Here is a 13697-nt window from a genome sequence, read left to right as displayed (position 1 = left end):
ATAGTGCCATCGATCAGGAGATTGTCATGCCCCTTGCGCAATTGATCACCCCGCAGCAGTTGGCCGAGCGTCTGGGCTCGCCCAAGTTGGTGATCCTCGACTGCCGCTTCGCCCTCGAGGATGTGGACTATGGCCAACGCAGCTATGCCCAGGGGCATATTGCCGGGGCGCATTTTGCCGACCTGGAGCGTGACCTCAGCGGGCCGGTGAGCAAGGGGCGCACCGGGCGCCACCCGTTGCCGGATGCGCGCGGGCTGGTCGAGAGCCTGCGAGAGTGGGGCCTGGACGATGACAGCGAGGTGGTGCTGTACGACGACGGCCCTGGCGCTTTTGCTGCCCGTGCCTGGTGGCTGCTGGCCTGGCTGGGCAAGCGCAGCGGCGTGGCGATCCTCGACGGTGGCCTGAGGGCCTGGCATGCGGCGCACCTGCCGCTCAGCCTGGACCCGCCGCTCAAGCGGGAAGGCACCTTCAACGGTGAGCCGGACGGCAAGCTGCTGATCGATGCCGAGCACCTGGCCAAGCGCTTGGGTAACGCAGACCTGACCTTGATCGATGCGCGTGCCTTGCCGCGTTTCCGTGGCGAAGTGGAACCGATCGACCCGGTGGCGGGGCATATTCCGGGGGCGCAGTGCGCGGCGTTCACCGATAACCTGGGGGCTGATGGGCGTTTTCTGCAGCCGGACCAGCTAAAACAGCGCTTTGCCGAAAAGCTGGCCGGGCGGGCGCCGGAGCAGTTGGTGGCGTATTGCGGGTCAGGGGTGACGGCGTGTCATAACCTGTTTGCCCTGGCGTTGGCCGGGTACCCGCTGGGCAAGCTGTATGCCGGGTCGTGGAGTGAGTGGATCAACGATCCGCAGCATGGCGTAGCCACTGGCGAGTAAGCCGGTCAAATCCTGTAGGAGATCGCCCAGGCCCTGTGGGAGCGGGCGAGCCCGCGAAGCATGCAACGCGGTGGCTGGCACCGGCTGCGCCGGTGTTCGCGGGCGCGCCCGCTCCCACAGGGTTCCTGCAAAACAATCGCTTATGTGCCCTCCACCAACCACTGTGGAATCCGCCGCTCCAGGTAATAGCCCGGGTTGCGCAGGCTGCCATCGACAAAGCCCACATGGCCGCCGCGGCTGTGCAGTTCGAAGCGGGTCTGCGGCGCCAGTTCGCGGGCCGTTGGCAGGCTGTGGCCGGAGACGAAAGGGTCATCGCTGGAGTGGATGATCAGCGTCGGCGTGCGGTTCTGGCCGAGGAAAAAATGACTCGATGAGCGGCGGTAGTAGTCGTGCGCATCGCGAAAACCGTTCAGTGGTGCGGTGACCTTGCCGTCGAAATCCCAGAACGTGCGCAGGTTGGCCAACGGCCCCAGCCGTTGCAGCGTCGCCAGCCCTTCATGCTGGCCCTTGTCGTGGAAGTGCCGCTGCTTGAGCTGCACATAAGCCAGCATCTCGCGCATGAAATGCGCCTGGTACACCTTTGAAAAGCCCTGGCCGATGCGGTCGGCGCAGTGGTCCAGGCGAAACGGCACCGACACCGCTACCGCAGCCTGCAACTGGCTGGCGACACCGCTTTCGCCCAGGTATTTCAGCAGCACATTGCCCCCCAGCGAATAACCCACCGCATACAACGGCGCCAACGGGCGCTGGGCACGCAGGTGGCTGACGATTTCGGCCAGGTCTTCGCTGGCGCCGGAATGGTAGCTGCGTGGCAGCAGGTTGGGCTCGCCCGAGCAACCGCGCCAGTTCACCGCCACGCTGGCCCAGCCGCGGCCTTGCAGCGCTTGCTGCAAGCCTTTGACGTAGGGCGAGTGGGAGGAGCCGGTCAAACCGTGCAGCACCAGCACCAACGGCGCGTGGGGCTGGTGCGGGCCATGCCAGTCCAGGTCGATGAAGTCGCCATCGGCCAGCCATAGCCGCTCGCGGTTGCGCTGCAGCTCTGGCAGTTTTCGCCACAATGGTCCCCACAAGGTTTGCAAGTGGGGATTGGCAAGGCCGAGGGCTGGACGGAACGTTGCGCTGGGGCTGGGCATGTGGGCGACTCATGTTGTGCGTGCCTAGAATGCCATGGAAAAACCCCGATGTACCTGCGCTATTGGTCGTCCTTCATTGTTTCCGGCAGTGGCAGCTGCACTGACTCGGGGCCTACGGTCACCAGCACTTGCGTCGCGTTGCCCAACCACACCTGCCCGGCTTCACGCAGGTTCGCAGGCGTGAGCGACTGTAGCCTGTCAAGAAAAGTGGCAAGGTGATCGCCTGGCAGCCCTTGGTGGCTGTAAGTCGCAAGTGCTCTGGCCAGTTTGGCGCTGTCTGCAAGGTCGTGATGCAGCTTGGCCGCAATTTCGTTCACAGCGATGTCGCACTCTGCCTGGCTTGGGCCTCGTTCGCGCAGGCACGCGACAATCCCCGACACCAGGGCCGCTGCCGCATCCCGGTACTGCGGGGCGATGTCCCAATGAATTTGCAGCAGGCATGCCGCATCCAGCGGGTTGAGGTCGGAGTAGATGGCGTAGGTCAGGCTGCGCAGGGTTCGCAACTCTTGCGTCAGGCGTGATTCATAGCTGGTGCCAAGTATCACGTTGAGCAGCGTCAAGGCCGGAAATAGCGGGCTGCTTGGCGAAGCTTTCGAGGACAACGTCAACAGTGCCCGGGTGGCGCTGCCGGCGGCGGTCAGGTGCTGCACGAGTGGCAGGTGTTCGGGGAGTGGCGGCGGGGCGGCGGCGGCCCACTCCTGCGGCAGGGCACGGGTGAGTTCGTCGATCAGTTGCTCCGCGTCTTCGCGGCTCAGGTCCCCCACCAGGCCAATATCCAGATTGTTCGCCGAGTAAGCCTTCTGGTGGAAGTCCCTGATCTGCTCGACATTGACGGTGCCACTGGCCGTCGTGGTGGCGCTGGCAGCGTACGGATGATCACGGAAAACATGAGCCATCGTGGTGTTGGTAAGCCGTACCAGTGGGTGGCTGGCCTGTCGGACCCGGTTGAAAGCCAGCCGCTCCCGGATTTTCGCCACGTCAGGCTCCTTGAAAGCAGGATATGCCAGCATCTGGGTGAACAGTTGCATCACGCTGGCGCGTAGCGCGGGCAAGCTCAGGCAGCGGAGTGTGATGACCGCACTGTCATCGGTGATCCTTCTGCCGAGGATGGCCCCGTACCCGGCCAGCTGCTCGGCAAACTGTGCTGCATCGAGCTCCCCGGTCCCTTGGTCGAGGCTGTACAGGGTAACTGCAGCCAGGCCTGGGTTGGCACCGTCAAGCACGTTGCCGGCTCGAAAGCGCAAGGCCAGGTCGAACATCGGGCGGTCATGGTCTGCGATGAAGCTGACCTTTGCGCCGCCGGCGGTTTGCCAACATTTGGCGGCGGCTTGCAGGGGCGGTACCTGGCCAAGCTCGATTTCCTTGGCCGATTCCAGGTTGGCCATGGCCTCCAACGCGGTGTCGGTAGTTGGGCCGTCGCATAGCGTTGGTCGGGTGGTCGTCAAGTTGTCTGGGCTCATGCTGGCACTCCTGGCCGAAGGTAGGTTGTGGTCAGCCGTTCGCGCCCCAGATAGGCAACCGCCACCTGTTGCACTGTCGCGCTGTCGAGGTCCCGGATGAGAGGGAAGTCCTCGTCAATCACCGATGCTGGCAAACCGGCGGCGGCAGCGGCGCCCAGCTCGTCTGCCTGGGCGGTGAGCGCGTCAAGGTCGAATAGCCGTCGGGCGAGCATGCGCAACTTGGCGCGTTGCAGCTCTGCTTCCGGCAAGGCAACGCTGCGCAGCGCCTGCACATGCTCGTAAACGGCTTGGGCGGCGTCTTCCGGTGTGGCGTGGGTGGTGTTCACGTAGGCTGAAATCGTCAACAGTGTGTCGCCACGTACCAAGGGCTCGTAGGACACTCGCACACCTGTAAGCAGGCGCCTGTCCCGTACCAGGTCGCTGTACAGCCGGGAGCTGAAACCTGCGCCAAGCAAGTCGCAAAGCAGGGTCAGGGCAAGCGATGTCCCGGCGTCGGGGGCTGTTGCTCGGCCTGGAACGTTGAATGACATGAACAGCCCCTCGCGTAACCCTGGCAGGCTTACGGTGTGGCTGCGGGCCTGCAGTTGAGTGTCATGGCGTGGAACAGGCCGGTCGGCGACAGGCGCTTTCGGCACGCCTGCGAAGTAACGCGCCACATGCTGCCGGAGCGTTGGCAGGTCAACGCTGCCGACTACCACAAGCGTTGCGTTGTTGGGCTGATACCAGGACCTGTACCAGGTTCGCAGCGCCGCCAGGTCGATGCTGTCCAGGTCTGCCGGATAACCGAAGCTCGGGCCTGCATAAGGGCTGGTGCCATGGGCCAGAGCGTTATGCTGATCGTATGCCTGTTGGTCGGGCTGGACGTCCAGCTTGAGCCGGCGCTCGTCCTCCACCGCCTTTATCTCCCTTTCCATCTCCGCTTGGCCGAAGGTTGCGGTGCTCATGGCATCGGCCATGATTTCCAACGCTATGGGCAGGCGGCTGGCCGGTAGCGAGATTTCATAGGAGGTGGCGTCCAGGTGGGTGGAGGCATTGGCATTGCCCCCTATGCGTGCGATCACCCGGCTGTATTGGCCGGCGGGCAGTTTGCTGCTGCCTGCGAAGATCAGGTGCTCCAGTACGTGAGACAGGTTCGTGTGGCCGGCAGGCTCATGGCTTGAGCCTATGTGGTACCAGAGTTGGACTGCGGCCAGAGATGTCTTGTGATTTTCTCGCAAGTAAACGGACAGGCCGTTTTCCAGCGTGAAGTGCTGCAATGGCGAGGTAGTGGTGCAGGACAAGGCGGCAAGCCCTGCAGAGACCTGGCCCAGGTCGGGTGGCGAAGTAGGTGGTGAGGTCATCGCTGAAGTGCTCTGGTTGATGTGAACCCGAACAGCTTCAGCGACAAGGGTGCTGCACCTGCTTTAAATAATTAGCCCCGCTGCCAGAGCGCGTAATGTACCTGGCCGGTCTTTTTCTCTCGATGCAGGCGCCAGTTACCTGGCAGTTGCAAGGTCGACGGGGCAGCCTCGCTTTCTGTGTAGACCCACGCTTGCTCGCGCAGCCACTGGTTCTGTTCCAGCAGGTTGCAGGTGTCGGCCAGCAGGTCCTGGTGGAACGGCGGGTCGAGGAACACCACGTCGAACTGCTGCTTGGCCGGGCCTTGCAGATAGCGCAGGGCGTCGGTCTGCAAGATTTGCCCGCGCGGGCAGCGCAGGATCTCGAGGTTGTTCTTCAGGTTGGCGATGGCCGCCGGGTTGCTGTCCAGCGCGACGGCGTCCTCGGCCCCGCGGGACAGGGCTTCGAGCACCAGGGCGCCGCTGCCGGTGAAGGCGTCCAGCACGCGGGCACCCTCGATATAGGGCGCCAGCCAGTTGAACAGGGTTTCGCGCACGCGGTCGGGCGTTGGCCGCAGGCCTTCGCCTTCCGGCACCGCCAGACGGCGGCTGCGCCATTCGCCGGCGATGATGCGCAGGTGGCCCTGGCCCTTGCTTTGGCCCGGTTGCGGGCGGGCGGGAGGGGTGGATCTTGGCATTAGTGCTCCGGTACCCCGAGCGGCTGCTCGGAGGGCTTGTCAGTGGGTGCTGGCAGCGGTTTTTGCGGCACTTTCGGGCCAGCGGTGACGATCACCAGTTTATCGGCTGACAGGTGTTTGTTCATGGCCGTTCTTACCTGCTCGACGGTGAGGGCCTGGGACTGCTGCATGAAGTCCTCCAGCCAGGTCAGCGGCAGGTTGTAGAAGCCAATGGCACCCAGTTGGCCGACGATGCTGGCGTTGCTGGCATTGGACAGCGGGAAGCTGCCGGCCAGTTCGCGCTTGGCATCGTCCAGCTCCTGCTGGGTGGGGCCGGCCTTGAGGTAGTCGGCGAGAATATCCTGCACCAGCTTGAGCGTGCCCTCGCTGAGTTCGGCACGGGTCTGCAGGTTGATCATGAACGGCCCGCGCACCTGCATCGGGCTGAACACCGAGTACACGCCGTAGGTCAGGCCGCGCTTTTCACGCACCTCGCTCATCAGCCGGGTGCCGAACGCACCGCCGCCGAGGATCTGGTTGCCCAGTGACAGGGCCGGCCAGTCCGGGTCCTGGCGGTCGATGCCGAGTTCGGCCAGCATCAGGTGGGTCTGCTTGGACGGGAAGTCGATGTGGGTCAGGCCTGCCTTGGCTTCGCCGGGTTGGGCCGGTGCGGCCAGCGCGGGGCCCTTGGGCAGGCCAGCTGATACCTGGGCGGCGATGGCTTCGGCCTCGGCGCGGCTGAGGTCGCCGACCAGGGCGATGACTGCGTTGCCGCCGGTGTAGGCCTTGGCGTGGAAGGCGCGCAGCTGTGCCAGGGTGATGCCACTGATGCTTTCGGCGGTGCCGTCGCTCGGGTGGGCGTAGGGGTGGTCGCCGTAGAGCTTGGCGAACAGGGCCTTGCCAGCGACCTTGCCGGGGTTCTGCTTTTCATACTCGAAGCCGGCCAGCATCTGGTTCTTGATGCGCTTGAGGGCGTCTTCGGGGAAGGTCGGCTTGCCAGCCACCTCGGCGAACAGCTTGAGCGCCGGTTCGCGCTTGTCCTTGGCGCTGAGGCTGCGCAGCGAGGCCACGGCCATATCGCGGTAGGAGCCGTTGCCAAAGTCGGCGCCCAGGCCCTCGAAGCCTTCGGCGATGGCAGTCACGTCCTTGCCGGCCACGCCTTCGTTGAGCATGGCGTTGGTCAGGGCAGCCAGGCCTGGCGTTCCGCCATCCTGGCTGCTGCCGGCGGCGAAGGTGATGCGCAGGTCGAACATCGGCAGTTCGCGAGCCTCGACGAACAGTACCCGGGCACCTTCGGCGGTGTTCCAGTGCTGGATGTTCAACTGGCGCCGGCTGGGCGCCTTGCCATCCAGCTCGGCCAGCGACTGCAAGGTGTTGGCCGGGCGTGCCGCGTTGCTGTCGGCCTTGGCGGCGTTGTCGGCCATGGCCGGGGCGGCCAGCACCGCCGCCAGCGCCAGGGCGCGGATGCCCGTGGCCAGCAGGGTTGGGCGTGGTGCGCGGCGATCACTCATGAGCGGACTCCTCGGGCAGTACATGGGCAACGCTCAGGCGTTCGCGGGTGAAGTAGGTGCGCGCGGCGTTCTGGATGTCCTGCGGGGTAACGCGCTTGAGCTCGTCCAGCTCGCTGTCGATCAGCTTCCAGGACAGGCCGACGGTTTCCAGCTGGCCGATGGTAGTGGCCTGGCTGCTGATGGAGTCGCGGTCGTAGACCAGGCCGGCAATGACCTGGGCGCGTACGCGCTCCAGCTCTTCGGCGCTGGGTGGGGTGGTCTTGAGCTCATCCAGCAGCTGCCAGACGCCTTTCTCGACATCGGCGAGGGTTTTCTGCTTCTGCACGTTCGGCGTGGCCGAGATCAGGAACAGGCTGTCGCCGCGGGTGAAGGCGTTGTAGCTGGAAGAAGCACCGGCCACCAGCTCCTGGCCACGTTCCAGGCGTGCCGGCATGCGGGCGCTGTAGCCGCCGTCGAGCAGCGCCGAGATCAGGCGCAGGGCATGCACCGTACGCGGGTCCTTGGCGGTGGACAGGCCAGGTACGTTGAAACCGTAGATCAGGCTCGGCAACTGGGTGCGCACGTGCAGGGTCAGCTGGCGCTGGCCTGGTTCGGCCAGTTCGAGCGGCAACTTGGCCGGCGGCACGGCACGCTTGGGGATGCTGCCGAAGTACTTCTGCGCCAGGCCCTTGACCTCATCGGCGGTGACATCGCCGACTACCACCAGGGTAGCGTTGTTGGGGGCGTACCAGGATTCGTACCAGTGGCGCAGTTCCTCGACCTTCATGCGCTCCAGGTCGGCCATCCAGCCGATGGTCGGGGTGTGGTAGCCGCTGGCCGGGTAGGCCATGGCGCGGAACAGCTCGAACGCCTTGGAGTTGGGCTGGTCGTCGGTGCGCAGGCGGCGTTCTTCCTTGATCACCTCGATTTCACGGCTGAATTCGTCAGCGGGCAGGCGCAGGCTGGCCAGGCGGTCGGCCTCGAGTTCCAGGGCCACCGGCAGGCGGTCGCGCGCCAGCACCTGGTAATAGGCGGTGTAGTCGTCGCTGGTGAAGGCGTTTTCTTCGGCGCCAATGTCACGCAGGATGCGCGAGGCCTCGCCGGGGCCGACCTTGGCGCTGCCCTTGAACATCATGTGTTCCAGCGCGTGGGAAAGGCCGGTCTGGCCCGGGGTTTCGTAGCTGGAGCCAACCTTGTACCAGATCTGCGAGACCACCACCGGGGCGCGGTGGTCCTCGCGCACGACTACTTTCAGGCCGTTGTCGAGGATGAATTCGTGGGTGGGTTGCACATCGGCGGCGAAGGCCGCGAGCGGCAGGCAGAGCGTGCCGAGCAACAGGCCAGCGGCGCGGCGGGCTAGAGCATTCATACGGTGTTTAACCTGTTCGGCGGCCCGCTGGTTTAGCGTCGGCGGGCCAGGAGGTGCTAGGATACTGATCCGGTTGCCTGGCGACCATGCCTGTCGCCGTTCTGGCCCGCAGGACACTAAGACAAAACGTTGCGCATGAACCAGCCGGCTTCAAGATAGTCTGTTCTGCGTAGAGAGAATTCCCGATGCGCCATAGCTGGCCCATCGCTACCCTGAGATAGCCGTCTTCCATGTTTGGTTCCAACGACGACAAAAAAGCGCCGGCCGAGGCTGGTGAGAAGAAAGGCCTGTTCAGCTGGTTTCGCAAGAAACCGCAGCAACCTGTGGAAGCGGGCGTGCCCGCGAATGAACTACCAGCCGTCGAGCAGCCTGCAACCGCTCCGGTCGAGGGTTCTACCGCCGAAGCGCCACAGGCCCCTGAGCCCGTTCAGGCCCCTGCGGCCCCACAGCTGACAGAACCGCAGCAGGTCGCCGCACCCGTCCAATCCCCGGTGGTCGAGGCCCCTGTCCCCGAACCGGTTGCTTCCCAACCGTTGCAGGCCCCTGAACCCGAGCCGGTCGCGTCCCAGCCGCTGGTGGCACCTGCACCGCAGCCGGTCGCGTCCATGCCCTTGCAGGCGGCCCCGGTCGAGCCAGCCCCTGTCGAGGCGGCCCCGGTCGTCGAGCCGGTCGCGCCGGTCAGCAACCTGGTGCTGCCGGTTGCTGAAGAGCCTGTGGCCCTGGTGCCGGATCTGGCGCCGAAAGCGCCGCCCGCCATCCCGGAGCGCCCTGCACCAGAGCTTGCTGCCCCTGTGGCTGCAGCCCCGGTCGCCGCGCAGGCCGAGCAGGCCAAGCCCGGCTTCTTCGCCCGCCTCAAGCAGGGCCTGTCGAAGACCAGCGCCAGCATCGGCGAGGGCATGGCCAGCCTGTTCCTGGGCAAGAAAGTCATCGATGACGACCTGCTCGACGAAATCGAAACCCGACTGCTGACCGCCGACGTTGGCGTGGAAGCCACTTCCACCATCGTCCAGAACCTGACCCAGAAGGTTGCCCGCAAGCAGCTGGCCGACGCCGATGCCCTGTACAAGTCGCTGCAGGAAGAACTGGCTGCGCTGCTGCGCCCGGTCGAGCAGCCGCTGGTGGTACAGGCGCAGAACAAGCCCTATGTGATCCTGGTGGTTGGTGTGAACGGCGCCGGCAAGACCACCACCATCGGCAAACTGGCCAAGAAGCTGCAGCTCGAAGGCAAGAAAGTGATGCTGGCTGCTGGCGACACCTTCCGTGCCGCTGCGGTCGAGCAACTGCAGGTGTGGGGCGAGCGTAACCAGATCCCGGTGATCGCCCAGCACACTGGCGCCGACTCCGCTTCGGTGATCTTCGATGCCGTACAGGCCGCCAAGGCCCGTGGCGTCGACGTGCTGATCGCCGACACCGCTGGCCGCCTGCACACCAAAGACAACCTGATGGAAGAGCTGAAGAAGGTCCGCCGGGTCATCGGCAAGCTCGACGCCGAGGCGCCGCACGAGGTGCTGCTGGTACTCGATGCGGGCACCGGCCAGAACGCCATCAGCCAGGCCAAGTACTTCAACCAGAGCGTCGAACTGACCGGCCTGGCCCTGACCAAGCTGGACGGCACTGCCAAGGGCGGGGTGATCTTCGCCCTGGCCAAGCAGTTCAAGCTGCCGATCCGCTTCATCGGTGTCGGTGAAGGCATCGACGACCTGCGTACCTTCGAAGCCGAGCCGTTCGTCAAGGCTCTGTTCGCCGAGCGAGACTGAACATGATCCGATTCGAACAGGTTGCCAAGCGCTATCCCAATGGTCATGTGGGTTTGCATGAGCTGAGTTTCCGGGCGCGCCGGGGCGAATTCCTGTTCGTCACCGGCCACTCGGGCGCGGGCAAGAGCACCTTGCTGCGCCTGCTGCTGGCCATGGAGCGCCCGACCAGCGGCAAGCTGATGCTGGCCGGGCAGGACCTGGGCCAGATCAGCAATTCGCAGATCCCGTTCCTGCGCCGGCAGATCGGCGTGGTGTTCCAGAACCACCAGCTGTTGTTCGACCGCACGGTGTTCAACAACATCGCCTTGCCGCTGCAGATTCTCGGCCTGTCCAAGGCTGAAGTCGCCAAGCGCGTGGACTCGGCGCTGGAGCGAGTGTCGCTGGCCGACAAGGGCGAGCTGTTCCCGGCCGACCTGTCCACCGGGCAGCAGCAACGGGTGGGCATCGCCCGCGCCATCGTTCACCAGCCAGCCCTGCTGCTGGCCGACGAACCCACCGGTAACCTCGACCCGCGCCTGGCCGCGGAGATCATGGGGGTGTTCGAGGACATCAACCGCCTGGGTACCACGGTATTGATCGCCAGCCACGACCTGGCACTGATTGCGCGCATGCGCCACCGCATGCTGACCTTGCAGCGCGGCCGCTTGATCGGCGATGGGGAGGCCGGGCAATGAGCACTACACGTACGCCGAAGGTTTCCGAACGGGTTGCGCCGAAACCGGCCGACCCGCAACCGGCGAAGAAAAAGCACGACGACGATGACGGCCCGGATTTCCGCACGCTTCTGCATGCCTGGCTGGAAAGCCACCGTGCCAGCATGGCCGACAGCCTGCGCCGGCTGGGCAAGCAGCCGATCGGCAGCTTCTTCACCTGCCTGGTGATGGCGGTGGCGCTGAGCATGCCCATGGGCCTGTCGCTGCTGCTGAAGAACGTCGAAAAGCTTGGCGGCTCGTGGCAGCGCGCCGCGCAGATTTCGCTGTACCTCAAGCTCGATGCAGGCAGCCGCGAAGGCGAGGCGCTACGCGACGAGATCAAGGGCATGCCTGGCGTGGCCGACGCGCAGTATGTCAGCCGAGAGCAGGCGCTGGAGGAGTTCCAGCAGCAGTCCGGCCTGGGCGAAGCCCTGCGTGAACTGCCTGACAACCCGCTGCCTGGCGTGGTGGTGGTGACCCCTACCGAAGTCGACAAGCCGGCCTTGGAAGCATTGCGTCAGCGCCTGTCGGAGCTGCCGCGGGTGGAAGTGGCGCAACTTGACCTGGTTTGGGTCGAGCGCCTGGCGGCCATCCTCAAACTGGGTGACCGGTTTGTCTTTGGCCTGGCCGTGATGCTGATTTCCGCCCTGCTGTTAGTAATCGGTAACACAATTCGTCTACACATTGAAAACCGCCGTACCGAGATCGAAGTGATCAAGCTGGTCGGTGGCACGGATGCCTACGTACGTCGGCCTTTCCTGTACATGGGCGCGCTGTATGGCCTGGGTGCAGGGGTGATCGCATGGGGCATCCTGGCGTTTGGCCTGAACTGGCTGAACGAGGCGGTGGTAGGGCTTTCCGGGCTGTACGGCAGCGACTTCGCCCTGGGCGGGGTGCCGGCGTCCGATGGTCTGTCGCTCTTGATCGGAGCGGTGCTGTTGGGGTATATCGGTGCATGGATCGCAGTGGCCCGCCATTTGAACGAGCTGGCGCCGCGATAGTTTTTACGTGCCAGCATTGACAAATTCTTCACTATGGAACTTGTACCGTCGTTCCAGGTCAATGTTGGCAGCGCCCACAAGGCGTGAGTTCTGTAAGTCGGAGGTTCTTGAATGACCACATCTTTGCAACCTGCCTATGCCCTGGTACCCGGTGCAAACCTGGAAGCCTACGTGCACACGGTCAACAGCATCCCGCTGCTGACTGTCGAGCAGGAGCGTGATCTGGGCGAGCGTCTCTATTATGAGCAGGATGTCGAGGCCGCTCGTCAAATGGTGATGGCCCACCTGCGTTTCGTCGTACATATCGCCCGTAGCTATGCCGGCTACGGGCTGGCCCAGGCCGACCTGATCCAGGAAGGCAACGTCGGCCTGATGAAAGCCGTCAAGCGCTTCAACCCGGAAATGGGCGTGCGCCTGGTGTCGTTCGCCGTGCACTGGATCAAGGCAGAGATCCACGAGTTCATCCTGCGCAACTGGCGCATCGTCAAGGTGGCCACCACCAAGGCCCAGCGCAAACTGTTCTTCAACCTGCGCAGCCAGAAGAAGCGTCTGGCCTGGCTGAACAACGACGAAGTGCACCGCGTGGCGGAAAGCCTGGGCGTGGAGCCGCGTGAAGTGCGCGAGATGGAAAGCCGCCTCAGCGGCCAGGACATGGCGTTCGACCCGGCAGCGGAAGCTGACGACGACAGTGCCTTCCAGTCGCCTGCGCATTACCTGGAAGACCACCGTTACGACCCGGCGGTGCAGCTGGAGGATGCCGACTGGAGCGACAACTCCACCAGCAACCTGCACGAAGCACTGCAAGGGCTGGACGAGCGTAGCCGCGACATTCTCTACCAGCGCTGGTTGGCGGAAGAGAAGGCCACGTTGCATGAGCTGGCGGACAAGTACAGCGTTTCGGCTGAGCGGATTCGCCAGCTGGAGAAGAATGCGATGAACAAGGTCAAGGCGCTGATCGCGGCCTGATCGAGCCCTGGCTGCAAGGAAAAGCCGCTGGCCCGCGTAGGGTGAGCGGCTTTTTTTGGCCGGGGGATTTTGGGGCCGCTTTGCGGCCCTTTCGCGACACAAGGCCGCTCCTACAAGAGACTGCGATCCCCTGTAGGAGCGGCCTTGTGTCGCGATGGGCTGCGCAGCAGCCCCCAAAGGCTCAAAGTTTGCGCGAAGTGTCGAGCTGCATCAGGTAGCTGGGCCCACCCAGCTGGCTCATCTGCCGGCGAATCCAGCCGGCCCGGCTGGCCACATAGGCGCTCGGCCGGCTGGCGCTCCACTTGATCGGGCTCGGCAGCACCGCCGCCAGCTGCGCCGCCTGCTGGCGGCTAAGCCTGCTCGCATCGATGCCAAAGTGGTAGCGCGCTGCCGCCTGGGCGCCAAACACACCTTTGCCCCATTCGGCACTGTTCAGGTAGACCTCGAGAATCCGCTCTTTCGACCAGAACAGCTCGATCAACGCGGTGAACCAGGCCTCCAGCCCTTTGCGGAACCAGCTGCGCCCGGACCACAGGAACAGGTTCTTGGCCACCTGCTGGGTCAGGGTGCTGGCACCGCGAATGCTGCCGCCGCGCTCGTTGTAGGCCAGCGCCGCCTGGATAGCCGGGATGTCGAAGCCCCAGTGGTTGGCGAACTTCTGGTCCTCGCCAGCAATGACCGCGACCTTGAGGTCGTCGGAGATGTTCTCCCACGGCTCCCAGTCGCGCTGCAGGTCGATCGGCTCGCCATTCACCCAGGACTGCACCTTGCGCTCGACCATCAGCGCCGTACCGGGTGGTGGCACCCAGCGGAACACCAGCACCAGCACGATGCTGCCGGCAGCGAACCAGAGCAGGGCGCGGGAGAGGCGGCGGAGAAGGGTTGGCAGCATGACGATGGCTTGGCCGTACGGGTGGAAGGGGCCATTATACAGACCCGATCCAAGGAGTCGTCC

At 64.7% G+C, this 13697-nt stretch carries 12 protein-coding genes; 5 read left to right on the top strand and 7 right to left on the bottom strand.

The window, feature by feature from the left end; all coding sequences use genetic code 11:
* Positions 1-26 precede the first annotated feature (26 nt).
* A complete protein-coding gene (locus tag ABNP31_RS24715; protein WP_350012848.1) occupies positions 27-881 on the top strand; it encodes a sulfurtransferase in 855 nt (284 codons plus the stop codon).
* A 140-nt stretch (positions 882-1021) separates the two neighbouring features.
* Here the strand turns inward: ABNP31_RS24715 and ABNP31_RS24710 are convergent, their stop codons facing one another.
* From ABNP31_RS24710 to ABNP31_RS24685, 6 genes are all read right to left on the bottom strand, one after another.
* Positions 1022-2014, bottom strand: a complete 993-nt coding sequence (locus tag ABNP31_RS24710) for a hydrolase (RefSeq protein WP_085664346.1) — start codon at positions 2012-2014, stop codon at positions 1022-1024.
* A gap of 59 nt (positions 2015-2073) precedes the next feature.
* The gene (locus ABNP31_RS24705; protein ID WP_350012847.1) at positions 2074-3399 is read right to left on the bottom strand and encodes a M16 family metallopeptidase; all 1326 of its coding nucleotides are present in this window, start codon (positions 3397-3399) and stop codon (positions 2074-2076) included.
* Positions 3400-3470: 71 nt separating this feature from the next.
* Positions 3471-4754 carry a M16 family metallopeptidase gene (locus ABNP31_RS24700; protein ID WP_238067030.1) on the bottom strand — a complete coding sequence of 428 codons (1284 nt, stop codon included), beginning with the start codon at positions 4752-4754 and terminating at the stop codon, positions 3471-3473.
* A gap of 131 nt (positions 4755-4885) precedes the next feature.
* A complete protein-coding gene (gene rsmD / locus ABNP31_RS24695; RefSeq protein WP_025340976.1) occupies positions 4886-5488 on the bottom strand; it encodes a 16S rRNA (guanine(966)-N(2))-methyltransferase RsmD in 603 nt (200 codons plus the stop codon).
* The gene (locus tag ABNP31_RS24690) at positions 5488-6978 is read right to left on the bottom strand and encodes a M16 family metallopeptidase (protein ID WP_025340975.1); all 1491 of its coding nucleotides are present in this window, start codon (positions 6976-6978) and stop codon (positions 5488-5490) included. Before ABNP31_RS24690 ends, rsmD begins: the two co-directional genes overlap by 1 nt.
* Positions 6971-8326, bottom strand: coding sequence for a M16 family metallopeptidase (locus ABNP31_RS24685; protein WP_025340974.1), 1356 nt, complete (start codon positions 8324-8326; stop codon positions 6971-6973). The genes ABNP31_RS24690 and ABNP31_RS24685 overlap by 8 nt, the downstream gene beginning before the upstream one ends.
* A 230-nt stretch (positions 8327-8556) precedes the next feature.
* On the opposite strand from ABNP31_RS24685, the gene ftsY reads away from it, so the two are divergent.
* From ftsY to rpoH, 4 genes are all read left to right on the top strand, one after another.
* On the top strand, positions 8557-10083 hold the full coding sequence (gene ftsY / locus ABNP31_RS24680; RefSeq protein WP_085663456.1) for a signal recognition particle-docking protein FtsY: 1527 nt from the start codon (positions 8557-8559) through the stop codon (positions 10081-10083).
* 2 nt (positions 10084-10085) lie between these two features.
* Positions 10086-10757 carry a cell division ATP-binding protein FtsE gene (gene ftsE, locus ABNP31_RS24675; RefSeq protein WP_013974630.1) on the top strand — a complete coding sequence of 224 codons (672 nt, stop codon included), beginning with the start codon at positions 10086-10088 and terminating at the stop codon, positions 10755-10757.
* Positions 10754-11776 carry a permease-like cell division protein FtsX gene (ftsX, locus tag ABNP31_RS24670; RefSeq protein ID WP_013974629.1) on the top strand — a complete coding sequence of 341 codons (1023 nt, stop codon included), beginning with the start codon at positions 10754-10756 and terminating at the stop codon, positions 11774-11776. The genes ftsE and ftsX overlap by 4 nt, the downstream gene beginning before the upstream one ends.
* A 111-nt stretch (positions 11777-11887) precedes the next feature.
* Complete coding sequence (gene rpoH / locus ABNP31_RS24665) at positions 11888-12742, top strand: RNA polymerase sigma factor RpoH (protein WP_003249083.1); 855 nt, start codon at positions 11888-11890, stop codon at positions 12740-12742.
* Positions 12743-12923: 181 nt separating this feature from the next.
* Here the strand turns inward: rpoH and mtgA are convergent, their stop codons facing one another.
* Positions 12924-13634 (bottom strand): monofunctional biosynthetic peptidoglycan transglycosylase, encoded by a 711-nt coding sequence (mtgA, locus tag ABNP31_RS24660; protein WP_085614596.1) that lies wholly within the window; start codon positions 13632-13634, stop codon positions 12924-12926.
* Between the last annotated feature and the right edge of the window lie 63 nt (positions 13635-13697).

This window comes from Pseudomonas asiatica (assembly GCF_040214835.1).
GTDB lineage: Bacteria > Pseudomonadota > Gammaproteobacteria > Pseudomonadales > Pseudomonadaceae > Aquipseudomonas > Aquipseudomonas putida_Z.
This window is presented reverse-complemented; position numbering and strand designations above follow the sequence as displayed.

What these genes read in the sequence shown, in the direction of transcription:
- rpoH (WP_003249083.1), top strand. Translation starts at nt 11,888, where the DNA reads ATGACCACATCTTTGCAACCTGCCTATGCCCTGGTACCCGGTGCAAAC.
- ftsX (WP_013974629.1), top strand. Translation starts at nt 10,754, where the DNA reads ATGAGCACTACACGTACGCCGAAGGTTTCCGAACGGGTTGCGCCGAAA.
- rsmD (WP_025340976.1), bottom strand. Translation starts at nt 5,488, where the DNA reads ATGCCAAGATCCACCCCTCCCGCCCGCCCGCAACCGGGCCAAAGCAAG.
- ABNP31_RS24685 (WP_025340974.1), bottom strand. Translation starts at nt 8,326, where the DNA reads ATGAATGCTCTAGCCCGCCGCGCCGCTGGCCTGTTGCTCGGCACGCTC.
- ABNP31_RS24690 (WP_025340975.1), bottom strand. Translation starts at nt 6,978, where the DNA reads ATGAGTGATCGCCGCGCACCACGCCCAACCCTGCTGGCCACGGGCATC.
- mtgA (WP_085614596.1), bottom strand. Translation starts at nt 13,634, where the DNA reads ATGCTGCCAACCCTTCTCCGCCGCCTCTCCCGCGCCCTGCTCTGGTTC.
- ftsE (WP_013974630.1), top strand. Translation starts at nt 10,086, where the DNA reads ATGATCCGATTCGAACAGGTTGCCAAGCGCTATCCCAATGGTCATGTG.
- ABNP31_RS24710 (WP_085664346.1), bottom strand. Translation starts at nt 2,014, where the DNA reads ATGCCCAGCCCCAGCGCAACGTTCCGTCCAGCCCTCGGCCTTGCCAAT.
- ABNP31_RS24705 (WP_350012847.1), bottom strand. Translation starts at nt 3,399, where the DNA reads ATGGCCAACCTGGAATCGGCCAAGGAAATCGAGCTTGGCCAGGTACCG.
- ABNP31_RS24715 (WP_350012848.1), top strand. Translation starts at nt 27, where the DNA reads ATGCCCCTTGCGCAATTGATCACCCCGCAGCAGTTGGCCGAGCGTCTG.
- ftsY (WP_085663456.1), top strand. Translation starts at nt 8,557, where the DNA reads ATGTTTGGTTCCAACGACGACAAAAAAGCGCCGGCCGAGGCTGGTGAG.